A 14,547-nucleotide genomic window follows, 5' to 3' on the forward strand; every position below is an offset into this window, starting at 1 on the left:
GTCCAGCGCCTTTCCTTTATAATTCGATTTTGACTGAGTCCAGTTCTTCCCCTGATTCCAATACCGGCTGGACCTCAAGAACATCCGAATCAAGTACCATAGGGATCGTGACCCTTCTCTTCTCCGTCACCACGCGATTTTCGGTTTTCCTTTCAAGCTTTGCATCCGAAGTCCCGCCGATGATTTGCTTGCCCTTGCCATCAAAAAGATCAAGCATCATCCTTTGGCCGCCTTCTGGGTAGCTCTGTGTATATTCAATCGCGGTCGAAGATTTCCCCGTGATCAGTTTTTCAAGCGTGACTTTATGCTGACCAAGTTCAGTTGACTGACCAAGTTCGACCGTTTCATACGGCAGCTGCAAAATCGGCACATCAAAATTCCATTTTCCCTGCTCATCCTTCCAGCTGTCATCGATTTCACCGATTCCAAGGAAGTTCAACGGCAATTTCATTTCTGCCGGCAGCTCGCTCCTCGGGTAGCTCAATTGGATATGTCCTTTATAGCCTGCTCCATCCGGCACCAATTTCACCAGTTCCATCGTTTCTTCTATATTCGGGTCACGGTCGAAGATTTCATAGAATGCGTATATCTCGTCATCATTCCCTTTGACCTTCCCCTTCACATCGAAGCTCACGCCGATGACCGCTCCATCATAGTAGGCTTCTGTAACTGTCACATCAATGCCACCATAACTCGCTTGTTCATTCAATTCAGTAATCAGCTGTTGAGAGGCCAGGTTTTCAGCTACCTTGTCATTCTCATACAATTTTGCCAGAAAAGGGATTTCAGCCATCACACTCGCCATTGATGGAACCAAAAATCCGGATGATACGAATAGAGCTGCAGCAGCTGCTGATATTGCGGCTGCTTTAAAAAGCGGTCTCCGTTTAGGCTTCATTCTGCTACCTTTCCGGACACCCGCCTTGATCGCATTTACGACATCTTCTTCAGGTACTTCAATCTGGCCGACGGATTCAAGAAACGTTTTCTTTTCCATTTGCCTCGCCTCCCAATCTATTTTTCAATTCCTTTCTGCCCCGCTGCAGATAGGTTTTCACGGTATTTTCGGGTATGTCCATACTTCTGGCAATCTCGCTGATTGACAGGTCATGATAGTAAAACAGGATAATCGCTGTCCTGTGCTGTTCTTTCAGCAGAGTAATGGCCTCCATCAGATCCAGGTTCTCTGCGACCCGGTCATCTCCGCTACAAGGCTGCTCGACCAGCTTTTCAACTGGCATTTCTTTTTTCCTTTTTTTCAAAACGTCATAAGCACAATGGATCAAAATCCTCGTCAGCCAGGTTAAAAAGTATTGCTCATTCTTCAGCTGCCCCACCGCCAGGAATGCTTTGCATGAGGTTTCCTGGACAATATCAAGCGCATCCTCCCTGTTCCCCGCATATAGAAAAGCGGTGCGGTATAATCGCTCACTATGTAATATCAACAGCTCTTCGAACGCCGCTGCATTCCCCTTCACTGCTTTCTTCACTAGCTTTTCTTCTTTCATTTCCTGACCTCCTTTCACTCTTTAGAGCTGAATCAGGTGAAAAAAAGTTTCAACATTTTCGAGATATTTTTCTAGTACTAAAGTAATATAGTAATAAATGGAAGCTTACCACGGAATTATTTACATTGATAGTCTATCGAAAGAGGTGAAGGTATGGGCTTTTTCTTGCGCAAGCCTGATTTTCATATTCCCGCAGAAGGAATCGACCGGATCGAGACGATCACCATCGGCGGAATCCAACAGACCATCCTCATCCAGTCCTACTCACCGAAGAATCCTGTTCTGTTATTTTTGCACGGCGGACCATCCATGCCCCTTCCTGGTGTTTCATCAAGGGGGAAGGATTATACGGTCGCTACCAACACGAAAGAGCTGGTCAAGCACTTCACCGTCGTGTTCTGGGACCAGCGCGGCACAGGAAAATCGTATCACAAAGATATACCGCAAACATCCATGACCTTTGATCAGCTTGTATCGGATGCAGCGGAATTGACCGATTTTTTAAGAGAAACATTCAGCCAGGAACAAATCTTTCTTGCTGCTCATTCATTCGGCACGTTGATCGGCATGTATCTCCTGAAAAAGCATCCTGAAAAATTTCATTCCTATGTCGGCATCTCGCAGATCATCAGCTGGACGGAAAATGACTCTGCAGCTCTCAGCTGGGTAAAAGAAGAAGCCAAGCGGCGCGGTGACTATAAAGCGTTGAATGAACTGGAGGAGGTTGGGGACCCTCCTTTTACAGAAGGCTATAAACAATGGGGTGTTTTGCGGAAATGGCAAATGAAGTACAATTCGATGGTGTATCAGGATGACACCATCAAGCATCCCGGCCTTGCAAAAGTGTCTCTCGGCATGCTCACCTCGAATGATTATGGGCTAGCCGATGTATTCCACTCCTTTTACAGTGGATTCAAGTTGATTTATACAGACGAATTCATCCGTAATATCCCGAAAATCAATGTGCAAAAAGATATACCTCAAGCTATGGTTCCAGTCACGTTCATCCATGGCAGGAAGGATGTCCACGTCCATGCCCATCTTGTCGAGGAATATTTCAACACAATGAAAACCACCGCGGGCAAGCGTTTCATCTGGACGGAAAAATCATCCCATCTTTTCCACCCGGATGACACGGCATTGATCGAACAGCATCTGATTGAAGAATTGAAGCATATCAAAGCTGAGGTACCGATCCATGAAATCCATTTATAAAAGCCTGGCAGGAAAAGAGAAGATTTTAAGCCAATATGAAGAGTATCTTGCCCAGGTTCGACTCCCTGATCGGACGCGATTACGTCAAGACGAGGTTTGGCAGCACGCATGTCCTTAAATTGGGGAAGGCAGACGGAAAGCCATTATTCATTTTCCAGGGCGGAAACTGCATCAATCCTGTCACCTTATCGTGGTTCAGGGGCTTGCTAAATGAATATACGGTTTATGCGCCTGACACCGTCGGGCATCCCGGTTACAGTGATGAAACCCGAATCTCTGCGGCGGACGAAAGCTTCGCCCATTGGATACAGGATATAATGGACCATTATCATATCGAAAAATGTGCATTCATTGGACCATCTTATGGCGGAGGAATCATCCTCAGGCTTGCTGCCTTTTCACCTGAAAGAATTGAGTGCGCAGTTCTTGTCGCACCTGCAGGAATCAGCCTTGGATCCAAGCTGGAAATGATTAGAAAAATCCTGATCCCTATGCTCTCATACAAGGTGAATGGATCTGCGAACAGCCTCAGGAAGATTGCCAATACCATGTCACTGAACAGTATGAACCAACTCGATGAGGAAATTATCGGCAGTATTTTCAAATACACGACTCTCGAGCAGGAAATGCCCAAACTGACCACTTTGGACGAATTGAAAAATTACCTTGCTCCAACGCTTGTGATTGCCGGCACAGAGGATCTATTTTTTCCAGGGAAAAAGATTTTCCAGAAAGCGGAAGGACTTTTCGGCCAGCAACTTGAAATTAAAAGTTATCAGATGGGCCATTTTCCATCACCTGAAAACCTTGAAAACATTGATACAGACATAAGGGCCTTCCTGAAAAAACACTATTAGGAGAAAAGTCATGCAATCAAACCAGATTCAAAAAATCGGCCAAATCGGCATCCCTGTTAAAAATATTGAAAGAGCCACTGCTTTTTATCAGGAAAAATTAGGGCTGACCCTTTTATTCAATACCGATACAATGGCATTCTTCGATTGTGACGGTGTAAGGCTCTTGTTAACTCTCCCGGAAAATGAGCAATTTGCCCACCCGAGTTCCGTGCTTTACTTCCAGGTTGGAGATCTCAAGGCAAAGTATGAAGAGCTTCTTTCAGCTGGGGTGAACTTCGTCGGGGAGCCGCATGTTGTCGCGAAAATCGGCAATACAGAAACCTGGATGGTGTTTTTTATGGATTCTGAAGAGAATACCCACGCCTTTATTTCCGAGGTTGTTGCATAGAGGGTTGTTTTGGCATGGATCAGCTCTTACTGGCCTTATTTTTTTCCGAAGATGCTTTCAAGCCAAGTATGCGGAAAATCCGGCTGGAGTGTGAAGTCTTAAGGTTCACACAAAAAAACCAAAAAGGATTCTGCCGCATGTGCAGGATCCTTTTTCATTGGATTGCTTTCAATTCATTCTTTTTAAGGAATAGTTCGATTTGATGAGCGGCCATCATCCCGGCCGTGCTGTTCAGGTGGATGCCGTCTGTCAGCAGCAGATATCCATTCCGGGCCGATATGCGGTCAAGGCTGTATCCGTACACAAAATGGTCGGTGACTGCTTTTTCATACAGCTTCATGCTGTTTTTCAGCGAGCGTCCCCTTATCTGGCCTTTTCCTTTAAGGTAGGCTTTTAACTTTTCGTTGAACGGGAGGTAGGAAACATTGTTCACTTCCGCGATCTTCTTGATGACCTCATTGTACTGGTCAATTTCCTTATTTGCTTTTGAAAAAAGGTTCTCCCCTGCGACAGGCAACGACAAAAGGCCGATTTTTGCCTGGGTCTCTGCTTTCAGCCTTGCAACAATCAGACCAAGGTTCTTTTCGTACACCAGTAATGACGGCTTTTCTAATTGCTCTGCAAGCTTGATATTTTTCCTGGCAAACTCTGGGGCAATTTTAGCCGAGGCATCGTTCAGGCCGACAAGGATCACTATAAAGTCCGGCTGGCAGGCAATCACACTGTCCAGTCGCTGCAGGACATCATAAGCCGTGCTTCCATTCACGCCTGCATTGATGAATTGGTAATCCTTGCAGCTCCGCCTCCTGGCTGCATCATCAACGAAATTGTAGCTGATATTTCCATGCACCGCATCGCCGCCAATCACAGCAACAAGCTTTTTGCCTTCCTGGCGCTGGCCTTTTTCCAGAAAAGTCTGCGGATTATTGGCAGGCAAGTGTTTCAACTTGCTCTTCCGCTGGTAGTACAGTGATAAACTTGCCGCAGCAAACAATAAAAGCACCAAAATACTGCCAAATAGTAGCTCCATGTAAAACCCCTCTCTATTTATTAATTAAATATTCAGAATATATACTATAGATTATTCGACAAACTGCGAAAAAATCCCTTTTTAAGGGTTGTTTTCTGACACCAGAAGTTTATATATCCATTATAGCCCTTTATGATATGCAACAGACAATGAAATGGAACAAAAATTTGCACAAATCAAAAAATTACTTTGCAACTGTAAATACAATTAGGATAAAATTAGGATGGTAGAGTTTGGGAAAGGGGAATTTTTGCCTATGCTGAAAGCTAGGTTATATGATTTTACATTATTTTTTACTGCAATTGCCGTTGCTTTTGGTCTGGGTGATTTGACATTAGATAAAAATGTATTCTTTATTGCATTATTCATTTATTGGTTATTTTCTACCCTTTACAATCACTTGCGCATTACCGCGCAGAACGGGACCCTGAAATTCGACTACGGAATCAGCTACAGTTTATCCTTCGGCATTTTCGCAGGCCCGATTGGACTGTTTATTTTCGAAACCATCTTACGGTTCACCGTCTACTTTTCACGGAAAAGTTCAAAAACCGCTGATGAAGATGAATTCTGGGATACATTTTACAATATAGGCGCTCATGCACTGATTTACTCCATCGGTTATTTTCTGTTTCAATGGGGATACCAGGTTTTCGATAAAGTACCCTTCGGTTTCTGGATCCTTATGTGCATCCTGACCGTGACCACCACATTGATTTCCTACACCTTTTTGTCGATGGCCTTTTATATTATGGGCGAAATCAAAAACGTCCAGCAGGCTGTCAGGTTTTTCAGGGAAAGCAACAACTGGCTCGATCTTGGCAAAACAGCGTTCACGAACGGGCTGCTGCTGCTGTTGCTGACTGAGCAGAAATGGGAGATGGTCGTCGGACTGTTCATCCTGAACTACCTTGTGAGTCGTTCCTTCCATTCGAAGTCGCAAAGCATCAAAAACAAAATCGAACGGGACAAGTTCGAACAAATGGCCTATACAGACTTCCTGACCAGGATTCCAAACCGGGCTTACATGGATAAAAAAATGTCCGAGCTAAACCAGGCCGGCGAAACAATCGGCATCGTCGTAGCCGATATCGATAAATTCAAGCTGATCAATGACTCTTACAATCATGCGGTAGGAGACCGGGTCATCCAGCATTTTGCCAATACTCTTAAAAGCTATCTATCAGAGGTAGATTACGTCTTCCGCAGCGGCGGAGAAGAGTTCACGATGATCCTGAGGAATAAGTCCCTCCGCCAAACCATCGACCTCGTAGAAAAAATCCGTCACGGAGTCGAGACAAGCTCAGTCGAAGTCGATTATCAATCCGAGAAACATAACGTCACCATCACCTCTTCCTTTGGGCTGTATTACTTCAAAGTAAACGAGCATACCTCCATGGAAAAAGGCTATATTTACGCAGACCAGCTATTGCTGCAATCAAAGGAGCTCGGCAAAAACAAAGTTACCGTCAAGGACGAACATTCCCGGAAGGTTCCGGTGAATGCCATGTAAAAAAGACAGAGAATTCGTATCTCTGTCTTTTTTTGTGACTAAAATGAGGTAAGGAGGCTGGTTTTGACAGCTTTACTGCTTCAACACTCAAACCTGTCTAAATCCAGAACTTTTTTTGACAGCTTTTCAACCAGGTTCGTCCGCCTCGTTCCTGTACCTCAAAAATGCATGAACAAATCGGCAGATGCTGCTTCGTTTAAGATCCATTTGATCGGTACTTGTTCGGCGGGGTGGATGAACTCGAAATCGTCTTTCACATCGAGATCGACTACATACAGATGGGCTCCCATTTCGACGGCGATACCGAGAAGTTCATGGACAGAGGATACGCCAAAGTCGTTCATTGCGTTCGCTAGATATTCCAGGTTTTCGGACGGGACCGATACATACCGTTTATCCAGGATGTTCACTCCTTTACGGGAAAAAGCAAGGATGACATCCGCGCCTGATGAGGCAGCCCCTACGGCTACATTCAGGGGAGGATATGCCGACTCCAGTTCATCATGCAAGGCCATCACCACTACCTTCTTCTTCTCCATCAGCATTTCACCTCCATCAGTAACTTAACACGGCGTCCGCCTGGTAAGCGGCTTCTAGAAAAGTTGCAACCCCAGACAGTTCTGCTCCTTCAACAAGTTCCAGCCCATCAGCAATCAGGACATTCATCTGGCATCCATAAAACCTGATGCCCAGATTCATCGCCTGCTGCATCATTTTTTGCAGATCAATATTGTGGGTCCTCTCCATAATCTTTAAATACCGTTTATCCAGTACCCTGGCGCCATCCAGATCAAAGAAAATCGATACTTCATTCTCTTCTGCTGCTTTTTTCAGCGCTTTTTTCAAAACATAGGGGACATTGGAGCTTAATGAAACGAAATAAACAAATTTCTTATTGGCCATTCGCGACCCTTCTTTCGTTTGTCTGCTTCTAGTTATTTTCTCCAAACGGCGGTCTAACATGAACAGTTTGCACTATTATTATATACCCAATGCCGTATTTTTAGAAACAAAAAAACAGACAGCAAGAGGTTAGGATTCCCAACTGCTGCCTGTCCACATATCCTTACTTTACCCATTTATGAAGAAGAGGTCCTGAATCTCCATATACCGGGTCTGTTTCCGGTACCGGTACCTTCTTGATTTGGGATAGCGCCTGTGCCCTTGTTCCAGGGTCTTCTGTTTTCAAATCTGGCTTCCTTCCGTTCGGGTAGGCGCCAACGACGGCAAAATCCTGGCTGCTGTCGATTTTCTTGTGGCCTGTCCCCGCCGGCAGGACCAGCACATCCCCAGCTTTCAGCTCGAGCCGCTCTCCGCTGTCACCGCCGATTTGCAATGTTGCGCTGCCTGATTTTACGCCTAGCACTTCATGGGTATTGGTATGATAGTGGTGATAATCGTAAACATTACCCGTCCAGGTTCCTGTCCAATTATGCTGCTCGAATTGTTCCTCGATGCTTAGGTTGTCATCAAAAGCACCCTGATAGACAATGACCGGCAATGTCGGATTGTTTGGAATATCACCTGTGTCCTTTGCAAAAAACGATTGTATTTGTGTTTCCATTGTGGAATCTGCTCCTTTCTTTTAAAAAGTTAAAAGTTAAGTGCCATCCCCCACAATGATGGCTTCGGCCAAAAAGGCCTCTTCTTATCTCTACCTAAAATCCTCGTGTTTTAAACGTGTCTCCCTGTTCCAGGTTACCCGCTTTATAGCCTTTGTAGAACCAGTTTTTCCTTTGCTCCGATGTACCGTGAGTGAAGCTTTCCGGAACGACATAGCCTTGTGACCGTTTCTGGATGGTGTCATCGCCGACGGCACTTGCTGCATTCAGTGCTTCCTCAAGATCGCCCTCTTCGACCACACCCATCCCCTGGGCATGATGCGCCCAAACGCCTGCCAAATAATCGGCCTGCAGTTCAAAACGTACTTGATATTTATTGAATTCCGTCTGATTCAGTTTGCCGCGGAGTGAATTCAGTTTATCGGATGTTCCTAATAATGTTTGCACATGGTGTCCGACCTCATGGGCGATGACATATGCCATCGCGAAATCACCAGGTGCCTTGAATTTAGTCTGGAGTTCATCATAGAAGCTCAGGTCGATATACAGCTTCTGGTCACCCGGACAATAAAACGGCCCTACCTGTGAACCGGCCATTCCGCAGGCAGACTGGACACTGCCGGAATAGAGAACAAGAGTCGGCTCCTGATATTCCATGCCCTGTTCTGCAAATACTTTGGACCACACTTCTTCTGTATCGGCCAGGACGACTGAGACGAATTGGGACAGTTCCTCTTCCTCTGCTGTTTGCTCGTAAGGAGCAGGAGACTGGTTCCCACTGTTCGTCATATTGTTAAGGACATCACCCATATCGCCCCCTCCGAGGAAGGTCATGACGACCAATAGGATGATCCCGCCAAGGCCGCCGCCCATCAGCATGCCTCCGCCGCCCATTCCTCTTCTATCTTCTACATTGCTGCTCGCTCTTCTGCCTTTCCATTGCATCTTGATGGTTCCTCCCTGCTTTATAATAAACACTGATTGGACATACTTATTGATTTCCTTAGTGTTATACCCGCTATGTAGCGATTTATTTGCCTTTCCATTAATATTTTTTTCAGCAGCGATTTTTACCGTGGGCACCTTCTGAAAAAAAATAAAAGCAGAACACCCAAAAGTGTTCTGCTCTCTGTTCATTGCCTAGGAAATATCAATGTCGATCGCTTCTGATAGATCGTACAAGGCTAGGTCGATATCAAGTTCTCTTCCAGATGCAAGTTTGGCAAGCTGATCACCTAGATATGGTCCGACTGTCAGGCCGGAGGAACCGAGTCCATTTGCCAGGAAGAGATTCTCGAACCCTGGAACCTGGCCAATGATCGGGAGGAAGTTCGGGGCTACAGGACGGAAGCCAACTTTCGCTTCAATGAAGGTTCCATCTGCCAGTCCAGGCGCCACCTCCATGGCTTTATGAATGATTTCATGCATACCGCCGAGAGTCGGCCGCCGGTCGAATCCCATACCGTCTTCATGCGTAGCGCCAAGCACCACTTTTCCGCCCTCGAATGCCACGATATACTGATTATTCGGCGGCATCACAACGGGCCAGTCCCCCGTCACCAAATTTTCAAGCTGCATGTGGATGATCTGGGCCTTTTGCGGAGTAATTTTCAGCTCCATCCCAAGCGGCCTTAACAGCTCAGGCGCCCACGCACCCGCTGTGATGATCACCTTATCCGCCTCATATCTTGTACCTTCGACAGTTACCCCTGTCACCTTACCGCTCGAGTAATCAAGCGCTGCATTTCCCTCCACCCATAAAGCTCCGTGTTTTCGTGCAGACGATAATAACGCTTGTCGCAGCAGCCGGCCATTCACTCGTGCAGCCCCGCTTACATGGACAGAGGAAAATTCCTCGGATAGCGGCGGAAACAACTCCCTTGTATCCTTCGCATCCAGCTGCTGGATATCGCCTATTTCAGGGGCCTCTTCCTTTCTTTGTATCGCTCGTTCTTCCATTTTGAGCAATTTTTCCGAAACGGTATGCAGGCTTATAGCCCCTGTCTGCTGATATCCGGTTTCATGTTCACCATCTATCTCTAGCTGTTGTATCAGCGATTTATAATAGGCCGCACCATTTTTCGCCAGGAAATACCATGCCTTGTTCCGCCGCTGGCTCAGCCACGGACAGATGATCCCGGCAGCAGCGTCTGTTGCCTGCCCCGGCTCCCCTCGATCAATGATTGTCACACTCTTTCCAGCCTTAGCTAAATGATAAGCGGTAGAGGCGCCTAGAATCCCTGCTCCGATGACCACATATTTTTTCATCACAACACCTTTTTCTGTAAAATTTTCCTGTTTACCATTCTACAGAAATTCCATTACAGACTCAAAAGGCTTAAGTCAGTTCACCTCAAAGGCGTGAACAAAGGCTATTTCGTTTCCGTCAATCGCCAAGGAATCGTGGTTATTCGCATTCAGCGTAACCTTGAGTTTATAGGTCCCTTTATCCAATTCTCCTAAATTGTAATACTTCCCGTACAACCGATTGACCTTTTTTCCATTCAAATAGATATGGGCATGTCCTTCGTTAAAGGTAATCTTTGTTGATCCAACCTTTTCTGGAGCAAAATCGAAATTCTCCGTGTCTATTGCAAGCAGCCATGAACCTGATGGGTCCTTCATTACCTTACCATTGATCCCCGGGGTTTTTTCTCCTGCAGGTACGTTGATTAACTCATGCCCATGACTCTCTAAGTGATCTGATGCTTGATAATGGCTATTTTGGTTATGAAAGTAGAGCAGCACTGAGACAAAAGAGAAAATGACAATAAAACTAAGCGTTCTGTACATGATTTATACCTCATTAACCCTTGGTCGTTTTCTTCGAATTGCCTCTCCGATGATTACCAGCAGCAACCCTAACGTCAGAAAGGCGATATCATAAAATAAAGCGTTAGGATCGCCAGGTTTGACCCGATGGATTTTTAAAAGGTGGTGATTTACCAGGCCCTCAACCAAATTGAAAATGCCTGCTCCAGCTAAAAATCCACCAACAAGCCGGCTAATCCCCCGTGATACTTCTGACGGTCTCCCTGCCAGCCATAGAAAAATACCTCCGATGACCAGAGCGACTGTCACGCCAAAATGGAAGATCCCATCACTTGCTATCTGTCCAGTCCTTGTTGTATTCATTATAACGCTATGCCACTGGAGCAATTGGTGAAAAATAATGCCGTCCATCGCCCCCATAAATCCAAAGCCAAGAATAAAACTGCCGATTCCCAGGAAATTCTTTTTCGTATTTGGGCTCATTGTAAAACTCCTTTCGGGGTATATTTCAACTTTTGATTTATATATCCAAACCGACGGGCAACTAACCTTTATCAAGATAAAAAGGTTTTCATGATAAAAAAGTTTTTGGGACTATGTTTTCGCAATACCCCCACGGTTTCTGATATAATTTTCATTATCGCCAAAAGTTATCGTTAAAATAATGGAGTGAATACGCTAATGAATACAAAAAAGGCTCTGCCTATTTTATTTTTAGTCATGTTTCTTGTGATGGTTGGATTCGGCATCATCATCCCGGTCATCCCTTTCTACGCTGAGGAAATCGGGGCGACGCCGACACAACTCGGATTGTTGATGGCCGTATACTCCTTGATGCAGTTTATATTCGCGCCAATGTGGGGCCGCATTTCAGACCGGATTGGCAGGAAGCCGGTCATCATGATCGGTATTCTTGGATTGTCTTTATCCTTTTTCCTGATGGCCATTTCAACCCAGCTGTGGATGCTGTTCGCAGCACGGATTATCGGCGGGTTCCTGTCATCAGCCAATATGCCGACGGTCATGGCCTATGTCGCGGACATCACCTCTGAAGAGGATCGCGGAAAAGGGATGGGAATCATCGGAGCTGCTGTTGGACTGGGCTTCATCTTTGGTCCTGCGATCGGCGGTGTGTTTTCCAAAGCAAGCCTGAGCACACCATTTTACATTGCTGGTGCCACTTCACTCATCACGTTCTTATTTGTCACCTTTGTATTGAAAGAGTCCCTTTCAGCGGATCAGCGCAATAGCGAGGAACGGGAGCGCACTTCATTATTGAAAGCCTTCACTGGACCTCTGTCCATGTTGTTTTTGCTCCAGCTATTCGTATCTCTTTCATTATCTGGACTTGAGGCGACCTTCGCCTACTTCGCGGCGGAAAGAGCTGGACTTGGTTCAGTTGAATTGGGCTATATTTTCATGATCATGGGACTTGCCGGTGCAGTTGTGCAAGGCGGATTAGTCGGCAGGTTGACGAAGACAATAGGCGAAGGAAAGGTCATTCAGCTCGGCATTGTCATTTCTGCCATTGGCTTTGGCTTGATCCTCCTGACTGAAGGTTTTGGCACTGCCGCATTATTCCTGACCATTTTCGGAATCGGTAACGGATTGATCCGGCCTAGTGTTTCCTCCTTACTGACAAAGAAGTCAACAACCGGCCATGGCGGAACAACCGGGCTGCTCTCATCCTTCGACTCCCTCGGCAGAATCATCGGGCCGCCATTAGGCGGATGGCTGTTCTCAGTTGCCATTGGGTTGCCGTATATTTCAGGGATCGTTTTATCAATAATTGCCCTGATTTTATATCAAATCTATCAAGCCCGAACAAGAACTTCCCATTCGTTAGACCAATAATGACAAACAGGAGGATGGCATAGTTACCATCCTCCTGTTGTATACAGTTGTTCTACCTGCTTAATTTGTTAAGGGCAATTCTATTTCTACTAAAGTTCCTTGATTGAGCTTACTATGATAGAAAATCGACCCACTGTGTTGTTTAATGATTTTATGGCAAATCATCAACCCGAGTCCGGTCCCTTTTTCTTTCAATGTATAAAATGGCTCCCCTAAGCGCGGAATCAATTCTTCTGGAATGCCGCAACCTTCATCTTGAATAGAAATGATACAATCATCATTTATCCCTTTTTGAAGTTTTATATCAATATTTCCACCCTTGGGCATAGCCTCCATAGCATTCTTGAAAATATTCAGGAACACTTGCTTAATCTGGTTTTTCTCACATGTTATGAAGAAATCAGTGCCCAGATAACTGCGGCTGAATTGTATATTTTTCATATTGGCTTGCGGGGATAAGAATTCGACTGTATGATCGATCAAATCACATAAATTGGCCCGGTTGAGCTGAATAGCCTGCGGTTTCCCTAAAGAAAGCATTTCACTTGTGATCGTTTCAATTCTCTCTAGTTCACTTAAAAGCAAGTTGTTTATTTCATTCAACTTATCTTCTTTTCCATATAGCTGAATAAAACCCTTAATTGTAGTAAGAGGGTTCCGAATTTCATGTGCTACCCCTGCAGCCAGTTCCCCAACAATCGATAGCTTTTCAGATTGCAAAAGAATCTCTTCTGCTTTTTTGCGCTCAGAAATGTCCCGGCTTATTATAACAATGTGCTCAATCACCTGCTCATCACTCATTACCGGCATCCAGCGGGACTCAAAATCCATCCATTTTCCATCTTTATCTTGAAAACGAAACTCTAATGGCATTGATTCTTTATTTTCCATAAGCTGTGTGATAGTTCCTCGGAAATTCACAACATCCTCTGGATGAATTAACTTACAAATCTCCGTTTTTTCAAGCTCTGCAACCCTGAATCCCAATATCATCTCATGAGAGGGTGAAAAATAAGTTATGGCATGCTCTTTATCCATTACCATGATGAGATCTGATGTATTCTCGGCTATGAGGCGGTATTTTGATTCACTTTCCTCCAGTGTCTGCTCCATCCTCTTTCGTTCCTTAATAATTCTGTATAACTTTTCATATGACTCGATCAATACTCCACCAGTAAGTACTCCTATTGAAACAAACAATAAGTATTGAAGATGGAAAACTGGATTGTCTCTAATGACGTTTAAAATTATTGGTACAGTAATAATATATGTGACTATATAAGAACACAGCAAAACCATAACTCTTCTGGCTGGTTTCCAATGCATAGTAAATTTGTGAGCAACGAACAAAATGGTCATCACCACAAACCAGCCAATTATCGCAGGAAACCAGTTTTCAGATTCCATTAACCTTGACGCCAATGCAATACTGCCGGTAATCATGCCTGCACCTGGTCCGAGATAAGCGAAAACCAAAATGATGATGGAATACCGAATATCATATGAGTAACCTTGATCCTGGAAAGATAACATTACAAGTACAGTGGAAACAACACCCCCGTATAATCCTACCCAGAGCCACAATTGCTTGATTGGCTTATGATTCAGGTAAGAGCGAATGACTAAAGGAGTACTGACCATTAAAGAAAGCATTGAGAGATTAATTATGTAATCTATTAAAATCAACTGGCTCCCACCTATATATTTCTGAATTTATTAATTATCATAAACCAGAGATTACACCTTTTCCATAAAATTCAATGCAAATAGTTGTAATTATGTTTAAATTTTTAAAATAGTTAAATTATAACTTAAATTATTTCGGGATTCGTAGTAATATGAAAGGAT

The 14,547-nt window shown here is 44.7% G+C and carries 16 protein-coding genes; 5 read left to right on the top strand and 11 right to left on the bottom strand.

From position 1 onward, the window contains the following. Window positions 1–16: 16 nt before the first annotated feature. Together ACNAZ4_RS08335 and ACNAZ4_RS08340 are read right to left on the bottom strand one after the other, a co-directional pair. The gene (locus ACNAZ4_RS08335) at window positions 17–997 is read right to left on the bottom strand and encodes a DUF4179 domain-containing protein (RefSeq protein ID WP_415813769.1); all 981 of its coding nucleotides are present in this window, start codon (window positions 995–997) and stop codon (window positions 17–19) included. Next, window positions 975–1,508 carry a sigma-70 family RNA polymerase sigma factor gene (locus tag ACNAZ4_RS08340; protein WP_415813770.1) on the bottom strand — a complete coding sequence of 178 codons (534 nt, stop codon included), beginning with the start codon at window positions 1,506–1,508 and terminating at the stop codon, window positions 975–977. Before ACNAZ4_RS08340 ends, ACNAZ4_RS08335 begins: the two co-directional genes overlap by 23 nt. A gap of 153 nt (window positions 1,509–1,661) precedes the next feature. On the opposite strand from ACNAZ4_RS08340, the gene ACNAZ4_RS08345 reads away from it, so the two are divergent. From ACNAZ4_RS08345 to ACNAZ4_RS08355, 3 genes are read left to right on the top strand one after another with little or no spacing between them, the layout of a single operon-like run. Further along, window positions 1,662–2,723, top strand: coding sequence for an alpha/beta hydrolase (locus ACNAZ4_RS08345; protein WP_415813771.1), 1,062 nt, complete (start codon window positions 1,662–1,664; stop codon window positions 2,721–2,723). A 35-nt stretch (window positions 2,724–2,758) separates the two neighbouring features. Then, window positions 2,759–3,580, top strand: a complete 822-nt coding sequence (locus ACNAZ4_RS08350; RefSeq protein WP_415813773.1) for an alpha/beta fold hydrolase — start codon at window positions 2,759–2,761, stop codon at window positions 3,578–3,580. Between the two features lie 10 nt (window positions 3,581–3,590). After that, the gene (locus ACNAZ4_RS08355; RefSeq protein ID WP_415813775.1) at window positions 3,591–3,968 is read left to right on the top strand and encodes a VOC family protein; all 378 of its coding nucleotides are present in this window, start codon (window positions 3,591–3,593) and stop codon (window positions 3,966–3,968) included. Window positions 3,969–4,122: 154 nt separating this feature from the next. On the opposite strand, the gene ACNAZ4_RS08360 is transcribed toward ACNAZ4_RS08355, so the two are convergent. Further along, window positions 4,123–4,998, bottom strand: a complete 876-nt coding sequence (locus tag ACNAZ4_RS08360) for an SGNH/GDSL hydrolase family protein (protein WP_415813777.1) — start codon at window positions 4,996–4,998, stop codon at window positions 4,123–4,125. Window positions 4,999–5,254: 256 nt separating this feature from the next. Between ACNAZ4_RS08360 and ACNAZ4_RS08365 the strand changes: the two genes are divergently transcribed. Next, window positions 5,255–6,511: a GGDEF domain-containing protein gene (locus ACNAZ4_RS08365; protein WP_415813778.1), complete on the top strand. Its 1,257-nt coding sequence runs from the start codon at window positions 5,255–5,257 to the stop codon at window positions 6,509–6,511. A 158-nt stretch (window positions 6,512–6,669) separates the two neighbouring features. On the opposite strand, the gene ACNAZ4_RS08370 is transcribed toward ACNAZ4_RS08365, so the two are convergent. The 7 genes from ACNAZ4_RS08370 to ACNAZ4_RS08400 all read right to left on the bottom strand — a co-directional run bounded on the left by ACNAZ4_RS08370 (window position 6,670) and on the right by ACNAZ4_RS08400 (window position 11,328). After that, window positions 6,670–7,050: a peroxiredoxin family protein gene (locus ACNAZ4_RS08370; RefSeq protein ID WP_415813779.1), complete on the bottom strand. Its 381-nt coding sequence runs from the start codon at window positions 7,048–7,050 to the stop codon at window positions 6,670–6,672. A gap of 16 nt (window positions 7,051–7,066) precedes the next feature. Then, a complete protein-coding gene (locus ACNAZ4_RS08375) occupies window positions 7,067–7,414 on the bottom strand; it encodes a DsrE/DsrF/DrsH-like family protein (protein WP_415813780.1) in 348 nt (115 codons plus the stop codon). A 163-nt stretch (window positions 7,415–7,577) separates the two neighbouring features. After that, window positions 7,578–8,075 (bottom strand): cupin domain-containing protein, encoded by a 498-nt coding sequence (locus ACNAZ4_RS08380; RefSeq protein ID WP_415813781.1) that lies wholly within the window; start codon window positions 8,073–8,075, stop codon window positions 7,578–7,580. Between the two features lie 94 nt (window positions 8,076–8,169). After that, on the bottom strand, window positions 8,170–9,018 hold the full coding sequence (gene ypfJ / locus ACNAZ4_RS08385) for a KPN_02809 family neutral zinc metallopeptidase (RefSeq protein WP_415813782.1): 849 nt from the start codon (window positions 9,016–9,018) through the stop codon (window positions 8,170–8,172). Window positions 9,019–9,213: 195 nt separating this feature from the next. Then, window positions 9,214–10,341: an NAD(P)/FAD-dependent oxidoreductase gene (locus ACNAZ4_RS08390; RefSeq protein ID WP_415813783.1), complete on the bottom strand. Its 1,128-nt coding sequence runs from the start codon at window positions 10,339–10,341 to the stop codon at window positions 9,214–9,216. Between the two features lie 75 nt (window positions 10,342–10,416). After that, complete coding sequence (locus ACNAZ4_RS08395) at window positions 10,417–10,866, bottom strand: hypothetical protein (protein ID WP_415813785.1); 450 nt, start codon at window positions 10,864–10,866, stop codon at window positions 10,417–10,419. 3 nt (window positions 10,867–10,869) lie between these two features. Then, the gene (locus ACNAZ4_RS08400; protein WP_415813787.1) at window positions 10,870–11,328 is read right to left on the bottom strand and encodes a DUF2243 domain-containing protein; all 459 of its coding nucleotides are present in this window, start codon (window positions 11,326–11,328) and stop codon (window positions 10,870–10,872) included. Between the two features lie 198 nt (window positions 11,329–11,526). Between ACNAZ4_RS08400 and ACNAZ4_RS08405 the strand changes: the two genes are divergently transcribed. Then, window positions 11,527–12,699 (top strand): MFS transporter, encoded by a 1,173-nt coding sequence (locus tag ACNAZ4_RS08405; protein WP_415813788.1) that lies wholly within the window; start codon window positions 11,527–11,529, stop codon window positions 12,697–12,699. Window positions 12,700–12,759: 60 nt separating this feature from the next. Here the strand turns inward: ACNAZ4_RS08405 and ACNAZ4_RS08410 are convergent, their stop codons facing one another. Continuing rightward, window positions 12,760–14,385 (bottom strand): ATP-binding protein, encoded by a 1,626-nt coding sequence (locus tag ACNAZ4_RS08410; RefSeq protein ID WP_415813790.1) that lies wholly within the window; start codon window positions 14,383–14,385, stop codon window positions 12,760–12,762. Window positions 14,386–14,547: the final 162 nt, after the last annotated feature.

The sequence above is a fragment of the Mesobacillus thioparans genome, from assembly GCF_965138835.1.
In the GTDB taxonomy this organism is placed as follows: Bacteria; Bacillota; Bacilli; order Bacillales; family Cytobacillaceae; genus Mesobacillus; species Mesobacillus thioparans.

Coding starts and splice junctions, on each gene's coding strand:
- ACNAZ4_RS08400 (WP_415813787.1), bottom strand. CDS start 11,328: ATGAGCCCAAATACGAAAAAGAATTTCCTGGGAATCGGCAGTTTTATT.
- ACNAZ4_RS08355 (WP_415813775.1), top strand. CDS start 3,591: ATGCAATCAAACCAGATTCAAAAAATCGGCCAAATCGGCATCCCTGTT.
- ypfJ (WP_415813782.1), bottom strand. CDS start 9,018: ATGCAATGGAAAGGCAGAAGAGCGAGCAGCAATGTAGAAGATAGAAGA.
- ACNAZ4_RS08395 (WP_415813785.1), bottom strand. CDS start 10,866: ATGTACAGAACGCTTAGTTTTATTGTCATTTTCTCTTTTGTCTCAGTG.
- ACNAZ4_RS08345 (WP_415813771.1), top strand. CDS start 1,662: ATGGGCTTTTTCTTGCGCAAGCCTGATTTTCATATTCCCGCAGAAGGA.
- ACNAZ4_RS08365 (WP_415813778.1), top strand. CDS start 5,255: ATGCTGAAAGCTAGGTTATATGATTTTACATTATTTTTTACTGCAATT.
- ACNAZ4_RS08370 (WP_415813779.1), bottom strand. CDS start 7,050: ATGGAGAAGAAGAAGGTAGTGGTGATGGCCTTGCATGATGAACTGGAG.
- ACNAZ4_RS08380 (WP_415813781.1), bottom strand. CDS start 8,075: ATGGAAACACAAATACAATCGTTTTTTGCAAAGGACACAGGTGATATT.
- ACNAZ4_RS08360 (WP_415813777.1), bottom strand. CDS start 4,998: ATGGAGCTACTATTTGGCAGTATTTTGGTGCTTTTATTGTTTGCTGCG.
- ACNAZ4_RS08375 (WP_415813780.1), bottom strand. CDS start 7,414: ATGGCCAATAAGAAATTTGTTTATTTCGTTTCATTAAGCTCCAATGTC.
- ACNAZ4_RS08340 (WP_415813770.1), bottom strand. CDS start 1,508: ATGAAAGAAGAAAAGCTAGTGAAGAAAGCAGTGAAGGGGAATGCAGCG.
- ACNAZ4_RS08350 (WP_415813773.1), top strand. CDS start 2,759: ATGAAGAGTATCTTGCCCAGGTTCGACTCCCTGATCGGACGCGATTAC.
- ACNAZ4_RS08335 (WP_415813769.1), bottom strand. CDS start 997: ATGGAAAAGAAAACGTTTCTTGAATCCGTCGGCCAGATTGAAGTACCT.
- ACNAZ4_RS08405 (WP_415813788.1), top strand. CDS start 11,527: ATGAATACAAAAAAGGCTCTGCCTATTTTATTTTTAGTCATGTTTCTT.
- ACNAZ4_RS08390 (WP_415813783.1), bottom strand. CDS start 10,341: ATGAAAAAATATGTGGTCATCGGAGCAGGGATTCTAGGCGCCTCTACC.